Origin of the sequence: Limnohabitans sp. WS1 (assembly GCF_003063265.1) — a bacterium.
Lineage (GTDB): Bacteria > Pseudomonadota > Gammaproteobacteria > Burkholderiales > Burkholderiaceae_C > Limnohabitans_A.
In genome coordinates this window covers 168188-185911 of sequence record NZ_NERU01000008.1, presented here as the reverse complement: position 1 = coordinate 185911, position 17724 = coordinate 168188, and the positions used below count along the sequence as shown (strand labels likewise).

Genomic DNA, 17724 nt, shown 5'->3' with positions numbered 1-17724 from the left:
ATGACGCAGGCCCGAATGCAAGCGAGCCAATCCCGATGAGGAAACCACTGACTGGAGAGCCGTGTGCGGGAAAACTGCACGCACGGTTCGGAGGGAGGGGAGGCCTTGGCCTTTCCTACCCCTATCAAGGGGTGAGCCTGCAATGACAGGGGGAAACCTTGCATTTTGTGGGAGCCCCGCCCTCGGGGCGATTCTTTGGGGTCTGCGCGGCTTGATCGCGACGAGGGCGTCGCTCCTACGAGGGGTGAGCCTGCAATTGCAGGGGGCAACCCTGCATTTTGTGGGAGCCCCGCCGCCTGGGCGATTCTTGGTGGTCTGCGAGGCTTGATCGCGACGGGGGCGTCGCTCCTACGAGGGGTCTACCTGCAATTGCAGGGGGCATCCCTGCATTTTGTGGGAGCCCCACCGACTGGGCGATGCATGGTGGTCTGCGAGGCTTGATCGCGACGAGGGCTTCGCTCCTACGAGGGGTGAGCCTGCAATTGCAGGGGGCAACCCTGCATTTTGTGGGAGCCCCGCCGCCTGGGCGATGCGTGGTGGTCTGCGAGGCTTGATCGCGACGGGGGCGTCGCTCCTACGAGGGGTCAACCTGCAATTGCAGGGGGCATCCCTGCTTTTTGTGGGAGCCCCGCCCTCGGGGCGATTCTTTCGGGTCTGCGCGGCTTATCGCGACGGGGGCGTCGCTCCTACAAAAAACCTTCTTGTAAAGATCATCGGTCGGTCTCAACAGGTCTGACATTGCACAATCACTCTTGAACAATAATGCCAGTCTAGGCGACAGGGGAGCCCATGAACACATCCAGCACTTTGCCGGACCCAGACAACACATCCCGCGCATTCGCGGAACAGCACATGCACACCATCCTGGCCCGTCTGGCCGGGCCGGGCGCGGTGCCCCGCACGGATCAGGTGGACGCGGTGCATGCGGTGGTGCCAGCCGCGTCCCGCGTGCTGGTGGTGCAGGCCACGGGCTGGGGCAAGTCGGCGGTGTACTGGGCGGCCACGCACGCGATCCGCAGCACAGGCGCTGGCCCCACGTTGGTGGTGTCGCCGCTTTTGGCCCTGATGCGCGACCAGGTGAGCGCGGCCGAGCGGGCGGGCCTGAAGGCAGCCACGGTCAATTCCACGAATATTGACGATTGGGACGAGGTGTTCCTGCGGCTGGACGAGGATGCCATCGACGTGCTGCTGGTCTCGCCCGAGCGGCTGGGCAACCCGCGCTTTGCGGCCCGGTTGGGCGCTTTGCTGGCCCGGGTGGGCCTGATCGTGATCGACGAGGCGCATTGCATCAGCGACTGGGGTTTTGACTTTCGGCCCGATTACCAGCGGCTGGCGCGGGCGCTCTTGTCCACACCCACGGCCAGTGTGCTCGCCACCACGGCCACGGCCAATGAGCGGGTGACGCTGGATATTGGCAAGCAGTTGGGTGCAAGCACAGTGACCTTTCGCGGCACGCTGGCCCGCACCTCGCTCACGCTGTCTGTGGTACCGGGTTTGTCGCCTTTGCAGCGTTATGCCTGGATGGCCGACGCCCTGGATCAGCTGCCGGGCTCGGGCATTGTGTATGTGCTGACGGTGGCCGAGGCCGAGCGGCTGACGGCTTTTTTGCGCAGCTGCGGCCATGCGGTCGATGCCTACACCGGGCAGATCGACGCTGACACCCGCCTGAAAGTGGAAGACCGTTTGCGCCACAACCAGGTCAAGGCGGTGGTGGCGACCTCGGCGCTGGGCATGGGCTACGACAAGCCGGATTTGGGCTTTTGTGTGCATGTGGGCTCGCCCTCCACCCCGGTGGCTTATTACCAGCAGGTGGGTCGGGCAGGGCGGGCGGTGGCGCACGCAGAAGGGGTGTTGCTGCCGTCAGATGCTGACGAACGCATTTGGGATTACTTCGCCACCGCTTCGATACCGGACCCGTTGACGGCAGCCAAGGTGTTGCAAAGCCTGGGCGGTGACGAACGCAGCCTGATCGAGATCGAGGCCGACACGGGCGTGCGCCGGGGACGACTGGAGGCCTTGCTCAAAATTCTGGCCGTCGAAGGTGTGGTTGAGAAGGCGGGCACAGCCTGGCGAGCCACCGGAATGCCCTATGTGCACGACAGTGCCAAATGGACGTCGTTGGCGCAGGTTCGCCAGCAAGAGGCGGGCATCATGCGCCAGTACGCGCATGGTCAGGGCTGCCTGATGGCGTATTTGCAGACCGCGCTGGACGACCCGTCGCCCGCGCCTTGTGGGCGCTGCTCGGTGTGCACGGGCCGTGTGCCTTTTCCAGGGCTCTTGCCCTCTGAAGACAAGTTGCTCGCTGCACGCCACTTTTTGCGTGGTGTGGACGTGGACATCGAGCCGCGCAAGCGCTGGCCTGCTGGAGTGCGTCGCAAGGGTTCGATTCGCGGCTTTGATGCAGGCCGGGCCGTGGCGTTTGCGGACGATCCGGGTTGGGTGGCCGAGCTGCAGGTTTTGCGCACTGCCGCCGATGGTGATGTGCCTGCCGATTTGTTGGCTGGTGCGGTGGCCACGCTGGGCCGTTGGGCCAAGACCTGGCCCGCCCGCCCAGTGTGTGTGGTGCCCTTGCCTGCGCCGGACATGGCGTCGAACCAGCGCTTGGCTGCCCACATTGCGCAAAAAGGCCGTTTGCCACTGCACGATGTGTTTTGCTGGCGGGGTGGGCCTGCGCCCGACGATGCGGCTTCAACCCCAGTGGTCGCTCACCTGGAGTCGGTCATTGATTTGCAAACCGAGGTCGCGCTGCCGCCGGGGCCGGTGTTGTTGGTGGCCACTCAAGTGCGCACACGATGGGCTGCGACCGTTGCAGCGGCGCTTTTGCGTGAACAAGGGGCATCGCAGGTGCTCTTGCTGGTCTTGCATCTTCAAGCTTGAACAGCAAAGCCATTTTGGGGACCGAATCGGTCCGCACACGGTCATCGAGGTGGCGTTTTATGGGGTCTTTGGTGACCTAACTATAGATCCGGCCCTGTGAAGTTTGAAGTGCAAGGCTTGCCTTGGGGAAAGTGATCAGCGATGGTGGCATTGTGGGAGTACCGCCCTCGGGGCGATGGTGGGTGGTCTGCGAGGCTTGATCGCGACGAGGGCGTCGCTCCCACAAAAAAATGCGTTCATGCAAACTTCATCGGGCTGTCTCCATAACCAGTCATGACGCCATCAATGAGTCACGGTTTTGGGCTGGCCCAATGAGCGCAACACATCCCGCACCATCTGCGCCCGCGCTTTCGGGTCGGGCAGTTCGCGTTCGATGCGGATTTTGTCGTTGCCCGCCAGCTTGATGTGTTTGTTTTTCTGGATCAAACCAATGATGGCCATGGGGTCCACGGGCGGGTTGGGTTTGAAGGTGATCTGGATCACGCCCGGTGCGGCGTCGACCTTGATCACGCCATAGGGCTGGGTCAGCACACGCAGGCGGTGCACATCGACCAGCGTTTGCGCTTGCGGCGGCAGTTTGCCAAAGCGGTCCACCAGCTCTTCGAGCAAGGCGTCGATTTGGTCGCTGGTTTTGGCGGTGGCCAGCTTTTTGTAAAAGCTCAGGCGCAGGTGCACGTCGCCACAGTAGTCGTTGGGCAGCAGGGCGGGGGCGTGCAGGTTGATGTCGGTGGTGGCGGTGAGCGGGTTGAGCAAGTCCGGCTCTTTGCCTGCTTTGAGGCTGCGCACCGCTTCGGACAGCATCTCGTTGTAGAGCTGAAAGCCCACTTCGAGCATGTTGCCGCTCTGGTTTTCGCCCAGCACCTCGCCCGCGCCGCGGATTTCCAGGTCGTGCATGGCCAGATAGAAGCCGCTGCCCAGTTCTTCCATTTGCTGGATCGCGTCCAGCCGCTGGGCGGCCTGTTTGGTCAGGCCTTCAATCTCAGGCACCATCAAATAGGCATAGGCTTGGTGGTGCGAGCGGCCCACGCGCCCGCGCAGCTGGTGCAGCTGGGCCAGGCCGAATTTATCGGCGCGAGAGATCACGATGGTGTTGGCCGTGGGCACGTCGATGCCTGTTTCGATGATGGTCGAGCACAGCAAGATGTTGTAGCGCTGGGCCACAAAGTCGCGCATCACCCGTTCCAGCTCGCGCTCGGGCATCTGGCCGTGGGCCACGGCGATGCGGGCTTCGGGCAGGATTTCTTCGAGCTTTTGCTTGCGGTTCTCGATGGTCTCGACCTCGTTGTGCAAGAAGTAACACTGGCCGCCGCGCTTGAGTTCGCGCAGCACCGCCTCGCGGATCACACCCGTGCCTTCGTTGCGCACAAAGGTCTTGATGGCCAGGCGGCGTTGCGGCGCAGTGGCGATCACGCTCAAATCGCGCAGGCCCTCCAAAGCCATGCCCATGGTGCGGGGGATGGGGGTGGCTGTCAGCGTGAGCACATCGACCTCGGCCCGCAGGCCTTTCATGGCCTCTTTGTGGCGCACGCCAAAGCGGTGTTCTTCGTCGATGATGAGCAGGCCCAGGTCGTGGAACTTGGTGGATTCGCTCAGCAGCTTGTGTGTGCCCACCACGATGTCCACCGTGCCGTCGGCAATGCCTTTGAGTGCGGCGGTGACTTCTTTGCCTGACCTGAAGCGCGAGACTTCGGCCACCTTGACAGGCCATTTGGCAAAGCGGTCTTTGAGCGTCTGGTAATGCTGCTCGGCCAGCAGTGTGGTGGGGGCCAGCAGCGCGACTTGTTTGCCACCGGTCACGGCCACAAAGGCGGCACGCAGCGCGACCTCGGTCTTGCCAAAACCCACATCGCCGCAGACCAGGCGGTCCATGGGGCGGGGGCTGATCATGTCTTGAATCACGCAATGGATGGCGGCCTTTTGGTCGGCGGTTTCTTCAAATCCGAAGTCGTTGGCAAAGGTTTCGTAGTCTTGCGGGCTGTAGCGGAAGGGGTGGCCTTCGCGTGCGGCGCGGCGGGCGTAGATGTTGAGCAACTCAGCGGCGGCGTCCCGCACCTGCTCGGCGGCGCGGCGTTTGGCTTTTTCCCATTGGCCTGAGCCCAGCTTGTGCAGGGGCGCTTCGTCTGCGCTCACACCCGTGTAGCGGCCAATCAGCTGCAGCTGGCTCACGGGCACATAAAGCGTGGCCTTGTCGGCGTATTCCAGGTGCAAAAACTCTTGCAGGGCGGGCGTGCCATCGGGGTTTTTTTGGCCCATGTCCATGTTGACCAGACCCCGGTAGCGGCCAATGCCGTGGGCACTGTGCACCACCGGGTCGCCCACATTCAGCTCGCTCAGGTCTTTGATCAGCGCTTCCACATCGCTGACCTGTTCCTGCTTTTTGCGGCGGCGCGTGGTGGGGCCTGCGGCAAAGAGTTCGGTTTCGGTGACCAGGTCGATGTTGTGCTCGAACCAATGGAAACCGCTGACCAGGGCGGCGGTGGCCATGCCGACTTTTTCGTCGCTGGTCAAAAAGTCTTCGAGGCTGTCAAAGACGGGTGGCGTGAGGCCGCTGGATCGCACGAAGTCGAGCAGGCTCTCACGTCGGCCATCGCTTTCGGCCAGGATCAGCACGCGGGTCTTGCCGCTGTGGATGTGGGCTTGCAAGCGTGACAACGGGTCTTCGGCACCGCGCACCACCGTCAGCTCGGGCAGGGGCTGGGCCAGTGCGTTGTCGGCCACATCGCTGGTGCCGGGGCGCAAAGCCAGTTGCGCATGGCCATTGGTCAGCGTGTAGAACTGCTCTGCATTCAAAAACAGCGCATCCGGCGGCAGCACCGGCCGCTCGGGGTCGCCTTGCACCAGGCGGTAGCGGTCGCGGGTGTCTTGCCAAAAGCGCTGGAAGGCGGGCTCCAGATCGCCGTGCAGTACCACGGTGGCCGCATCTGCCTGGCCAGCGCCCAGGTAATCGAACACCGTGGCGGTTTCTTCAAAAAACAGCGGCAGGTAGTACTCGATGCCCGCCGTGGCCACGCCATTGCCCATGTCTTTGTAAATGCGGCTCTTGGTCGGATCGCCTTCGAGCAGTTCGCGCCAGCGGCTTCGGAATCGCGCACGAGCCGCCTCGTCCATCGGGAACTCGCGTCCGGGCAGCAGGCGCACTTCGGGCACGGGGTAGAGGCTGCGCTGGCTGTCGGGGTCGAAGGTTCGGATGCTGTCGATTTCGTCGTCAAACAGGTCCACCCGGTAAGGCACCAAAGAGCCCATGGGGAACAAATCGATCAAGCCGCCGCGCACCGCGTATTCGCCGGGGCTGACCACCTGGCTGACGTGCGAGTAACCCGCCAGCGTGAGCTGGGCCTTGAGCTGGGCTTCGTCCAGCTTTTGCTTGACCTTGAACTCGAAGGTGTAGCCCGCTAAGAAGGAGGGCGGCGCCAGCCGGTACAGCGCGGTGGTGGCGGGCACCAGCACCACGTCTGCGCTCTCGGCGTGGTTGCGCTGCTTGATGCGCCACAGCGTGGCCAAGCGCTCAGAAATCAGGTCTTGGTGCGGCGAAAACGTGTCGTAGGGCAGGGTTTCCCAGTCGGGGAAGATCACGCAGCGCAGATCGGGTGCAAAAAACACCAGCTCGTCCATCAGGCGTTGGGCGTCTGAGGCATCGGCGGTCACGATGGCGGTGAGCTTGCCAGCCTTTTTTTCGCGCTGCGCCAGCTGGGCCAGCAGCACGGCATCGGCCGATCCCACGGGGCGGGGCAGGGTGAAACGTTTGCCGGTGATGAGGCTGGGCAGTTGCATGGCGTGGGCGATGGATAAAGCAAAACACCCCCCGCCGGGATGGAGGGGGGTGTGGAAATGGAAGCAGGAGGTGATTTTAGAGTCTTTGTGACCTTGGGCAGGTCGATGGTAGTCGTTGAGCACAGTCGTCGGTGGGTCGGCTTGGGTCTCGTCACCGGGCCTGTGGCGCACCGGGTCATGTCGGAGCTGAAGCTGCCGACCTACGGGTAGCCACGGTATTGGCAGGTCGGTGGCTTCAGCCCCGACATTCGGCCTGTGGCGCAGTGGGCCATGTCGGAGCTGAAGCTGCCGACCTACGGGGAGCCTCGGTATTTGTAGGTCGGTGGCTTCAGCCCCGACATGCGGCCTGTGGCGCAGTGGGCCCTGTCGGAGCTGAAGCTGCCGACCTACGGCGAGCCACGGTATTGGTAGGTCGGTGGCTTCAGCCCTGACATTCGGCCTGTGGCGCAGTGGGCCATGTCGGAGCTGAAGCTGCCGACCTACGGGGAGCCACGGTATTGGTAGGTCGGTGGCTTCAGCCCCGACATTCGGCCTGTGGCGCAGTGGGCAATGCCGTGGCCTAAGCCCCCGACCTGCAAAACTACAATCTCAGCCATGAGCAAACACAGCACCTCGACGCGTTTTCACGCCCTCATCCCCTGTGCGGGCACGGGCAGCCGTGCGGGCACGGTGCAACCCAAGCAATACCAACAGGTAGCCGGACAGACCATGGTCATGCACACGCTGCAGGCTTTGGCGCAGGTGCCGCAACTGGCCAGTGGCTGGGTGATTTTGTCGCCCGGCGATGACCATGTGTGGGCCGAGCTGGGTTGGCCCCAGCGTTTCAAGCGCCTGGCTTGCGGCGGTGCCAGCCGTGCCGAGAGCGTGTTCAACGGCCTACAAGCCATGCTGGGTGCAGGCCTTGACCCGCAAGATTGGGTGCTGGTGCATGACGCGGCGCGTTGTTTGGTGTCGCCCGAGTCGGTGAGCCGCTTGATCGACACCTGCCAGCACGATGCAGTGGGTGGCCTGCTGGCCCTGCCTTTGCCTGACACGCTCAAAACCGAAGAGGGCGGGCGCGTGGCGGCCACGGTGCCGCGAGAGCACAAATGGCTCGCGCAAACCCCGCAAATGTTCCGTTTGCAAGTGCTGCACGATGCGCTGGCCGATGTGGCAGGCAGTGGTTTTGCAGGCATCACCGACGAGGCCAGTGCCATCGAACGGCTGGGTTTGAAGCCGCGCTTGGTCGAAGGCTCGGCACAGAATTTCAAAGTCACTTACCCGGCCGATTTCGCGCTGGCCGAGGCCATCATCAGGAGCAGAACATGAGCGCTGGCATGAATTTCAGAATCGGTGAAGGCTGGGACGTCCATGCCCTGGTGCCCGGGCGCAAGCTGATTTTGGGCGGCATCGAGATTCCTCACACCTCGGGCCTGCTGGGCCATTCGGACGCCGATGTGCTGCTGCACGCCATCACCGATGCGGTGCTGGGCGCGGCGGGTTTGGGCGATATTGGACGGCATTTTCCGGACACCGATGCGCAGTTCAAGGGGGCCGATTCGTCGGTGTTGCTGACCGAGGCCATGCGCCGGGTGCGTGAGCGTGGTTGGGAATTGGTGAATGTGGACAGCACCATCGTGGCCCAGGCCCCCAAGCTGGCGCCGCACATGGCGGCGATCAACGCTTCGGTGGCCCAAGCCCTGGGCGTTGCCACCGATCAAGTCAACGTGAAAGCCAAAACCGCCGAAAAGCTCGGCCCCGTGGGCATGGGCCAAAGCATGGAGGCGAGGGCCGTGGCGTTGTTGCACAAGGCCTGCTGAGCTCGCCCGCGCCGTTTGTCCACGGCATTGGGGGCGCAGCCCATCACTCCGCCGCAGCTTGTCTGAATTTCATCAGCGCCATCAGGCCGCCTGCGCTGTTGTTGAACACCGAAAACGTGCCGCCCATGCGCTGCACCGAGCGCTCGACAATGGCCAGGCCCAAGCCCGAACCGGTGGCCGAGGTGCGGGCGGTGTCGCCCCGGTAAAACGGTTGGGTGAGGTTTTTGAGGGTGTCTTCGGACACGCCCGGGCCTTGGTCGCGCACGCGCAGCAGCACCCAGCCGTCATGGACTCGGGCCACGATTTCGACGCGGGTGATGCCGTCGCTCGGGCTTTGGCCGTAGCGGCGGGCGTTTTCCAGCAAATTGGACATCACACGGCCCAATTCGACCGCCTCGGCTTGCACATGCAGGTCTTCGCTCACATCGACCGCGATTTCAAAGCGTTGGTTGTGCCGCCAAGGTGCAATGCAACGACTGATCACACCCGAGAGCAAAACAGGCCCCAAATTCGTGGCATCGGGGCGAGCGTAGTCGAGGAACTTGTCGATGATTTCGTCCAGTTGCTCGATGTCAGCGGCCATGAGTTCGCGGGCTTGTGGGTCTGCCACGCTCAGTTCGGTTTCAAGCCGCAGTCGAGCCAAGGGGGTGCGCAGGTCGTGTGAGATGCCTGCCAGCATCAAGGCCCGTTCGGCTTCGATTTTGGCCAAGCGCTCGGCCATGCGGTTAAAGCCGATGTTGACCTCCCGAATCTCGCTGGTGGCCGCACTTTCATCCAGCGTGGAGGTGTTGAAATGGCCTTCACGCACCTGACTGGCGGCATATGACAAACGCTTGAGCGGGCGGTTGATCAGTCCGGCCATCACAGCCGCACCCAACAAGGACAAAATGGAGGTCACACTCAACCAGATGAGCCATGCACTGCCGCCCAGCGGTTTGAGCCGGGCCGCGTCCATTTGCAGCCAGTAACTGTCTCGCTCAATGTCAAACCCGATCCACAAGCCTTCTTCGTCGTTGACACGGGATGCAATGGTGGTGCCTGGCCCCAGACGCTTGATCATTTCTTGGACCAATTGCCCTTCCATGCCGGAGTTGGCAAATGAATCCACTGCGTCTTGGGGTTCGCGGATCTGAATGCGCACGTCCTCTTCGTCGGCCAGTGTTTTGAGCAAGGACACCCGGGCAATGGCATCCGTGTGAATGAGCGCCGTTTTGGTCAAATTGACCACGGTGGCGATCTGTTGGGCGTTGCGCAAAATGCGGGGCTCGTATTCTTGGGTCTTGAACATTTGCAGCCAAGCCAAGCTGCTGAACAAGATGAGCAAAGCCAAAAAAATGAAGGTGCGCCAAAACAGGCTCAGCTTGAGCCTGGGTGGGGGCTTCAGGGAGTCGGGTAATTCACCTGAAATGGGGCTCGCATCGATCACGATTGACCATCGGGGACAAACACATAACCCACGCCCCAGACGGTCTGGATGATTTTGGGAGAGCCGGGGTCCAGCTCGATCATTTTGCGCAGTCGGGAAATCTGCACATCCAGGCTGCGGTCAAAGGGCTCAAACTCACGCCCTCGCGCCAGTTGGGCCAATTTGTCTCGGGTGAGCGATTGGCGGGGGTGACGTGCCAAGGCCTTGAGCATGGCAAATTCCCCGGTGGTCAAGGGCATGTCGACGCCATCTTTGCTCAGTGAGCGTGCGCCCAGATCGAGCTTGAAGCTGCTGAAGGTGATGACCTCGTCTTCGGTGGACGGTGAGCCGGGCAGCTCGGTGACGGGGCGGCGTCGCAGCACCGCATGAATGCGGGCCAGCAACTCCCGGGGGTTGAAGGGTTTGCCCAGGTAGTCATCCGCGCCAATTTCCAGGCCGCTGATGCGGTCTTCGTCTTCACCCTTGGCGGTCAACATGATCACCGGTGTTTTGGTGCCGGTTTTGCGCAGTCGCTTGCAAATGCTCAGGCCATCTTCGCCGGGCAGCATCAGGTCCAAAACGATCAGGTCGATGGTTTCTCGCTGAAGAATGCGGTCCAGGGCGCGGCCGTCTTCGGCCTGCAAGACGTCAAAGCCTTCTTGCGACAAAAATCGGCGCAACAAATCACGAATGCGGGTGTCATCGTCCACGATGACAATTTTGTCCAGACGTGCAGAAGTGCTCATGCTCTTACTGGGCTGCCCAGCCGCCGTCCATGTTCCAGGCCACACCGCGCACGTTGTTGCCGGTGGGTGAGCAGAAAAACACCGCCAGATCACCCAACTCTTCGGGTGTGGTGAACTGCATCGAGGGCTCTTTTTCTTGCAGCAGGACCTTTTTGGCCTCTTCGTTGGACAAACCCATGGCCGCCGCTTTGGCGTCGACCTGTTTTTGTACCAGCGGGGTCAGCACCCAGCCGGGGCAAATGGCGTTGCAGGTCACGCCGGTGGTTGCGTTTTCGAGGGCGGTGACCTTGGTCAAACCCACCACACCGTGTTTGGCGGCCACATAAGCCGATTTTTCTGCGGAACCCACCAGACCATGAACCGAAGCCACGTTGATGATGCGGCCCCAGTTGGCCGCTTTCATGGCGGGCAGTGCCAAGCGGGTGGCGTGGAAGGCGCTGGTCAGGTTGATGGCGATGATGGCGTCCCATCGCTCCACCGGAAAGTATTCGATCTTGGCCACATGCTGAATGCCGGCGTTGTTGACCAAAATGTCCACCCGACCAAAGGTGTCGGCTGCGAACTTCATCATGGCTTCGATCTCAGAGGCTTGGCTCATGTCCGCACCGTGGTAGGCCACTTGGACGCCCAAGGCGGCAATTTCAGCTTGAGGGCCCTGTGAATCGCCAAAGCCGTTGAGCACAATGTTGGCGCCTTGTTTGGCCAAAGCCTTGGCAATGCCCAAACCGATGCCGCTGGTGGAACCGGTGACCAACGCTGTTTTACCTTGCAACATGATGTCTACTCCGAAAGATGAGAAAGATGAATTAGGATGTCCAAAAGTCCATTATGGCGCTGCCAAAGCCCAGTTTGAATTGCAACGCTGCCAGATTGTTTCCGATTGTCATGACCGCTACACACCTTTCTCTTAATGATCAGCCTCAGCTTGAATTCGTCGATTGCCCGCACCCCGAAGGCCATCACCGCATGGCCTATTGGCGCTGGGGCAACGCGCAAGCGCAACGGGTCTTGGTGTGTGCCCATGGCCTGACACGTCAGGGGCGCGATTTCGACCGCTTGGCGCAAGCCTTGGTGGCCCAAAGCACCGAAGCCCTGCAAGTCATTTGCCCCGATGTGGCCGGGCGCGGCCAAAGCGAGTGGTTGAACAACCCTGCGCTTTACCAAATCCCTCAATATGCGGCCGACATGCTGGCCATGCTGGGCCAGGTGCAGGCGCAACTCGGGTCCTTGCCCATGCAAAGCCTGGACTGGGTGGGCACCAGCATGGGGGGGCTGATCGGCCTGGTGTTGTGTGGCCAGCCCGGTTTGCCTTTGCCAGCCCCCATTCGCCGATTGGTGTTGAACGATGTGGGGCCGGCCATCACCTGGTCCTCGGTGCAGCGCATGCAAAGCTATGTGGGCCAATATGGCCAATACCGCGATCTGGATGAAGCCGCTGCGCAGTTGTGGACGTTGTCGCAAGGCTTTGGCCCAGTCTTGCCCGAGGTCTGGCGAGAAATGTCGTCGCACATGACCCGACCTGGCACCCAAGGTGGGTTGACCTTGCATTACGACCCGGCCATTGGCGTGCCCTTGCGGGCCATGACGCCCGACATGGCCGCTGCGGGTGAGGCCACTTTGTGGGCTTTGTACGACCAAGTTCAAGCGCAAACCTTGCTCATCCGTGGTCAAGATTCCGATTTGTTGACCCCCGAGACGGCCCTCGAGATGACCCAACGCGGCCCACACGCTCGCTTGGAGACATGGCCTGGTTTTGGCCATGCCCCCACTTTGACCGGCGAAGACCAAATTCGGGCATTGGCCTCTTTCTTGTTGAGCGATTGAGTCCATGGTCAGTCCCACCATCAGCCACTCGGCCAGCCCCATGTCCTCACCCGGGCGCATGCATGCCCCGGCCACGTCTGTTGTCGCGCCATCACTTCCATTGGCCCATGCTGCCGAGTTGCCCCCCGTCATGTTGGCCACCGCTGAGGCCGAACAAGGCGAAACCCTGGCCAAAGCCCGTGCTTTTGCCGAGCCCTTGATCTCGGGTGGATGGCTCGACACCGGGGAAAACATCCTCGCCCATGCCGATGCCATGGCCGCCATCTTGTCGGACATCGGCGGCTCGGTGGCCATGCAAGCGGCTGCCTATTTGGTTTACACCTGCCCCCACCTGAACAAACCCGAAGAGGTGATTGCCAAAGCGTTTGGGCCGCATTTGGCGCAATTGGCCATACAGACCAATCACCTGGTGCATGTGCAGCGCCTGTCGCGTGCTGCTGAATCTCATCTTCATGGGGCTGACAACACGCCCTTGAGCCCGCAGGTGCAGACCGAAAACGTGCGCAAAATGCTGCTGGCCTTCAGCCGCGACTTGCGGGTCGTCATGCTGCGCCTGGCCTCGCGTTTGCAGACCTTGCGCCATTACGCGGCCACCAAACTGCCCGTGCCGCCTACCTTGGCCAGCGAGTCCTTGCAGGTGTTTGCCCCATTGGCCAACCGCTTGGGCATTTGGCAGATCAAGTGGGAGATGGAAGACCTGTCTTTCCGGTTTTTAGAGCCGGTTACTTACAAAGACATTGCCCGCCTGCTTGATGAAAAACGCACCGAGCGCGAGCGTTACATGCAGGCCCTGCGCGAACGCCTGCAGCAAGCTTTGGCCGGGCAGGGCATCACCGCCCAAGTCGATGGACGGCCCAAACACATCTACAGCATTGTGCGCAAAATGCGCGGCAAGTCGCTGGCCTTTGACCGGGTGTTTGACATCCGCGCCCTGCGTGTGGTGGTGCCTCAAGTGGCCGATTGCTACCAAGTGCTCAGCTGGGTCCACGAGCACTTTGCCCCCATCCCGGAGGAGTTTGACGACTACATTGCCAAGCCCAAGGCCAACGGCTACCAGTCTTTGCACACCGTTGTGCGCGACGCAGACGGTGGACCGATTGAGGTGCAAATTCGCACCCAAGCCATGCACGAGCACGCCGAGCATGGTGTGGCCGCCCACTGGGCTTACAAAGAAGCCGGAGCCAAAGGCTATGCCGGGGTGTCGGCCAACAGCGCTTACGACACCAAAATCGCCGTGCTGCGCCAGTTGCTGGCTTGGGAGCGCGATTTGTCGGGTGCCGCGCAAGAAAAAGCATCCGGCAGCGCTTTGTTTGAAGACCGTATCTATGTGCTGACGCCTGACGCTGCCGTGGTGGAGTTGCCGCAAGGCGCCACCGCCATCGACTTTGCCTACACAGTTCACACCCATTTGGGGCACCGGTGTCGGGGCGCCAAAGTCGACGGGGTCATGGTGCCGCTGTCGACCCCTTTGGCCAATGGTCAAACGGTGGACATCATCGCCATCAAAGAAGGCGGCCCCTCGCGCGACTGGCTCAACCCTGAGCTGGGTTTTTTGGCCAGTCCGAGGGCGCGGGCCAAGGTGCGGGCCTGGTTCAATGCCCAGGTGAGCCAGGAAACCATCGCCCGTGGCCGCGAATCGGTCGAAAAAGCCTTGCAACGCTTGGGGCGCACGGCCATTCGCTTGGATGATTTGGCCAGCCAGCTGGGTTTCAAAACGGCAGATCACCTGTTTGAGGTGGTGGGCAAAGACGAATACTCGCTGCGCAACATCGAGGTCTTGCTCAATCCCCCTGAACCTGCGCTCGAACCTGACGAGTACTTCCAAAAGAAGTTCAAAGGTGCCGTGGCCCGCAAATCACCCTCGGGCGTGTTGGTGGTGGGCGTGGATTCTTTGCTCACCCAATTGTCGCGCTGCTGCAAACCCGCACCCCCCGATGTCATTGGCGGCTTTGTGACCCGGGGCAAAGGCGTGAGCATTCACCGCCTGGACTGCAGCAACTTTCGTGAATTGGCGTCACGCAACGGCGAACGCGTGATCGACGTACGTTGGGGTGAGCGCAAAGGCGCAGACGGCCCGGTCTACCCGGTGGATGTCGCGGTAGAGGCCTTTGACCGGCAGGGATTGCTGCGCGACATCTCGGAAGTTTTTGCCAAAGAAAAGATGAACGTGATTGGTGTGCAAACCCAGTCCGTCAAGGGTACAGCGTGGATGACGTTCACCGTCGAAATTGGTGATGCGGTCAGCTTGAGCAAAGTTTTGGTCAGTGTGCGTGCCGTCAAAGGGGTCAGAGCCGCCAAAAGACGATGAAGTGACACTTTTCAGTGCATTCTTTGCGTGGTGTCTCAAAAAGCGGTTTTTTGGCGCTATAATTTGAGTCTTCAACAGGCGCGTAGCTCAGTTGGTTAGAGCACCACCTTGACATGGTGGGGGTCGCTAGTTCGAATCTAGTCGCGCCTACCAAATTTGGTAGGATTAAAAAACCCGGTCAATCATCGATTGACCGGGTTTTTTATTTCATGGGTTTCCCGTCAGCTACTTTCCTGTGACCTACCGAACAGTCATCCTTGCTTGGATGATTCATTCGAATCATCCAACTCGCCCAACTCTGATGTCTGCGGTGAATGAATACCCCATTCGATGCGCAGTCTCTAGGGGCAAGGTCACACCCAAAGTCTCGCGCACTTTGTTGCGCAAACGGCGAATGATGACCTCCAGGCGGCGGTAGTCGTAAATTTCTGGCACATGCCCCAAACCGGTGGCCAAAGTCTCTTTGGTCACCACACGCCCGCTGGCTTTGGCCAGAGTCTGAACCAAGGCATGCTCTGAGTGGGTTAATTTGAGTTTTTTCCCATCCGGGGCCTGCAGTTGCCAACTCTTGGTGTCCAGCACCCAAGCTTGTGACTTTTGAACACGCAAGCGCTTCATCAAATTGTGAATCAAGGAAGCAATTTCTTCGGGCAAAACCGGTTTGACCAAATACATATCGGCCCCGGCCCTGATGCCACTGACGCGGCTCAGCGCATCGCTGCGAGCACTGGTGATGATCACCCCTTTGTCGCTCAAATCGGTTCTATGGCTTAACCAAGTCAAGCCATTGCCATCGGGCAGGCCCAAGTCCAGCAGCAGCACATCCAACTCTTGACCCCGAATCGCATGGTCAGCGGCCTCCAGACTGTCCACCCCTTGGGCTTGCATGCCTTCGAGCATCAAAAAACTGACCAAAGGCTCCCGCAAAGCCGGGTCATCCTCAATGATCAACACACGAACTGGGGTGTCATTCAACATGGAATTCATTCTTGTCCTGAAACTGTCAAGCTTTGCAGCCAAATACAAAACGTGGCACCATGGCCCGGCTTGCTGTCCAAAGTGACGTGTCCGCCATGCGCCAGCATGATGCGCTGCACCATCGCCAATCCCAAGCCCACTCCCGGGATCTGCTCAACCAGCGGCAACCTCGAAAACTCAGCAAACACCGTGGCGTGAGCGTCCTCTGGAATGCCTCGCCCCTCGTCTTTGACGGAGATGCCGACAAAACCCGGTTTGTGTACCACTTCAAGGGTCACACGGGTTCCAGCTGGTGAATACTTGCATGCGTTGTCCATCAAATTGCTCAAGACCAGGCCCAAATGGTCGTCATCGACCATGGCATTGGCCTTGGAGCCGTTCAGACGCACGTCCAGGCGGTGGTTCACGGTCAAGTGCCGCAGTTGGGGCAGTTGCGCTTGCAACCATGTCTCCAACATCTGCGGTTTTTTTGACAAAGTGAACGACGCATTGATCATGGCAGAGTTGTCCAGCCACCGGTTAAACATCACCGACAAACGCTCTGTGGCACTTTGGATGGCCTGCATGCGTTGAGCCATCTGATCGATGCCACGCTCAAGTTCCTTGCGCATCACACTCATTTGAGTCTGAATGATGCCCAGGGGCGTGCGAAATTCATGGGCCACCATCGCCCCAAAGCGCACATATTGTTCACGCAACAAGGTTTCCGTGGCCAAAGACGCCTCCAGTTCTTGCGTGCGATTTGCCACGGCTTGCTTGAGCCTGGCCTCGGAATCCAGCGTCATCTCCAGCACCTGTTGCTTGGTCGCCAAGACCTCTTGCTGCGCCTCTCGTCGGGCCAAAACATCCAGGCGCAGCTGATCGGCCAAGGCCATGGCCAAAAGCACCGTCTCAAATGTGGTGGCAATTTGAACAGAGTACATGGTGAGCACATTGCTGGGCAAAACTCCGAATACACGCAAAGCCGCAATCATCACGCCAAACCACAAAATCGCCCAACTCCAGAAAAAGAACCGAATCCCCGGCTGTTGGCGGCGATAGGCTCTCAAGCTGGCCCAGCTGACCAGGCAGGCCATGACAAAAGAGTTGATGAACAGCAACTGGTTGACGTTGGGTAAGCCATGCTGCATGACGAACTGGAGCACGATCAAAACAAAGATGATTCCAAACAGCCATTCACACCCACGGATAAACGTCAAGATCCACGGAGTCATGCCGGGCACGGCCAAGAACTTTCGGGCGAACTTGGTTGAAAAAATAGCGGCCAAACATAAAAAAGCACTTTGAGAAACATCGTCAAAGGCAGGCGACGAGGGCCAGAGCACCAAACGACCGAACCCGTTGCCGGCAAAAATCCCGAGCCCAAGGACCAAGGTGTAGAGCCCAAAAAACAAAAACCGTGAGTCGCGCAAGGCAATGAACAGAATCGAGCCATACAAAGTCAAAATGGCCAGCCCCCCGAAATACATGAACTGCGAAAGCTCGGTCAAGAGTTCATCACGTTTGAAAGCATCGGGTGCCCACACCGTCAAGGGCACCGTGAGCGCATAACGCGAAGTCACCCGTAAATAAACCTGCGTCGGCTCTTCGCCCACCTGAAGAGGGAACACAAAAAAACGGCTAAACACAGGTCGTGTTGCCAAATCACGGCCGGCACCGGTCAAGACCGCTTGGCCATTCGAGGGATAAAAATCCAACTGGTCAAGTTTGGCATAAGGGATTTCCAAGAGCCAATGGGCGGGAGCATCTGGCTCACGTTGCAGGGTGAACCTGAGCCAATAGGCCGATGGGGTGAAACCAAAACTGGGGGCGGATGTTTCATCGACCGATGTCCAAGTTTGGAACCGATCGCTCATGGCCTGCACATCTTGCAGATTCAGCGTCAAGCTAGGGTCTTCTAAAAACTCGACCTTGGCCGACTGATCAAGCTGTTGAGTCTGTGCAGTCAGAGGTTTAGCCATTGCCCCGAAGGTGAGGCAACACAAACATAAAACAATAAATGATTTGATATTTTTC

General features: G+C 60.3%; 11 protein-coding genes and 1 tRNA gene. 6 read left to right on the top strand and 6 right to left on the bottom strand.

What is annotated here, in order from left to right; genetic code table 11:
* The first annotated feature begins 852 nt into the window (after positions 1-852).
* Positions 853-2877 (top strand): ATP-dependent DNA helicase RecQ, encoded by a 2025-nt coding sequence (locus tag B9Z48_RS12055; protein WP_233261102.1) that lies wholly within the window; start codon positions 853-855, stop codon positions 2875-2877.
* Positions 2878-3159: 282 nt separating this feature from the next.
* On the opposite strand, the gene mfd is transcribed toward B9Z48_RS12055, so the two are convergent.
* Positions 3160-6648 carry a transcription-repair coupling factor gene (mfd, locus tag B9Z48_RS12050; protein ID WP_089962813.1) on the bottom strand — a complete coding sequence of 1163 codons (3489 nt, stop codon included), beginning with the start codon at positions 6646-6648 and terminating at the stop codon, positions 3160-3162.
* A gap of 594 nt (positions 6649-7242) precedes the next feature.
* Between mfd and ispD the strand changes: the two genes are divergently transcribed.
* Positions 7243-7956, top strand: coding sequence for a 2-C-methyl-D-erythritol 4-phosphate cytidylyltransferase (gene ispD / locus B9Z48_RS12045; RefSeq protein ID WP_108378668.1), 714 nt, complete (start codon positions 7243-7245; stop codon positions 7954-7956).
* Positions 7957-7964: 8 nt separating this feature from the next.
* A complete protein-coding gene (ispF, locus tag B9Z48_RS12040; protein WP_089962928.1) occupies positions 7965-8447 on the top strand; it encodes a 2-C-methyl-D-erythritol 2,4-cyclodiphosphate synthase in 483 nt (160 codons plus the stop codon).
* 43 nt (positions 8448-8490) lie between these two features.
* On the opposite strand, the gene B9Z48_RS12035 is transcribed toward ispF, so the two are convergent.
* The 3 genes from B9Z48_RS12035 to B9Z48_RS12025 all read right to left on the bottom strand — a co-directional run bounded on the left by B9Z48_RS12035 (position 8491) and on the right by B9Z48_RS12025 (position 11373).
* Positions 8491-9777: an ATP-binding protein gene (locus B9Z48_RS12035; protein WP_233261101.1), complete on the bottom strand. Its 1287-nt coding sequence runs from the start codon at positions 9775-9777 to the stop codon at positions 8491-8493.
* Between the two features lie 92 nt (positions 9778-9869).
* Positions 9870-10598, bottom strand: a complete 729-nt coding sequence (gene ompR / locus B9Z48_RS12030) for a two-component system response regulator OmpR (protein ID WP_089962804.1) — start codon at positions 10596-10598, stop codon at positions 9870-9872.
* A 4-nt stretch (positions 10599-10602) separates the two neighbouring features.
* Positions 10603-11373 (bottom strand): 3-hydroxybutyrate dehydrogenase, encoded by a 771-nt coding sequence (locus B9Z48_RS12025; protein WP_108378664.1) that lies wholly within the window; start codon positions 11371-11373, stop codon positions 10603-10605.
* A 110-nt stretch (positions 11374-11483) separates the two neighbouring features.
* On the opposite strand from B9Z48_RS12025, the gene B9Z48_RS12020 reads away from it, so the two are divergent.
* The 3 genes from B9Z48_RS12020 (at position 11484) to B9Z48_RS12010 (ending at position 14883) form a co-directional block, all read left to right on the top strand.
* Positions 11484-12422, top strand: a complete 939-nt coding sequence (locus B9Z48_RS12020) for an alpha/beta fold hydrolase (protein WP_108378662.1) — start codon at positions 11484-11486, stop codon at positions 12420-12422.
* Between the two features lie 58 nt (positions 12423-12480).
* Entirely contained in the window at positions 12481-14730 is a 2250-nt protein-coding gene (locus B9Z48_RS12015) for a bifunctional (p)ppGpp synthetase/guanosine-3',5'-bis(diphosphate) 3'-pyrophosphohydrolase (RefSeq protein ID WP_108378692.1), read from the top strand.
* A 76-nt stretch (positions 14731-14806) separates the two neighbouring features.
* Positions 14807-14883 (top strand) — tRNA-Val (locus B9Z48_RS12010).
* Between the two features lie 126 nt (positions 14884-15009).
* Here the strand turns inward: B9Z48_RS12010 and B9Z48_RS12005 are convergent.
* Both B9Z48_RS12005 and B9Z48_RS12000 read right to left on the bottom strand, forming a co-directional pair.
* Positions 15010-15708 (bottom strand): response regulator transcription factor, encoded by a 699-nt coding sequence (locus tag B9Z48_RS12005; protein ID WP_158273256.1) that lies wholly within the window; start codon positions 15706-15708, stop codon positions 15010-15012.
* Positions 15709-15713: 5 nt separating this feature from the next.
* Positions 15714-17669, bottom strand: a complete 1956-nt coding sequence (locus tag B9Z48_RS12000; RefSeq protein WP_108378660.1) for a sensor histidine kinase — start codon at positions 17667-17669, stop codon at positions 15714-15716.
* Positions 17670-17724: the final 55 nt, after the last annotated feature.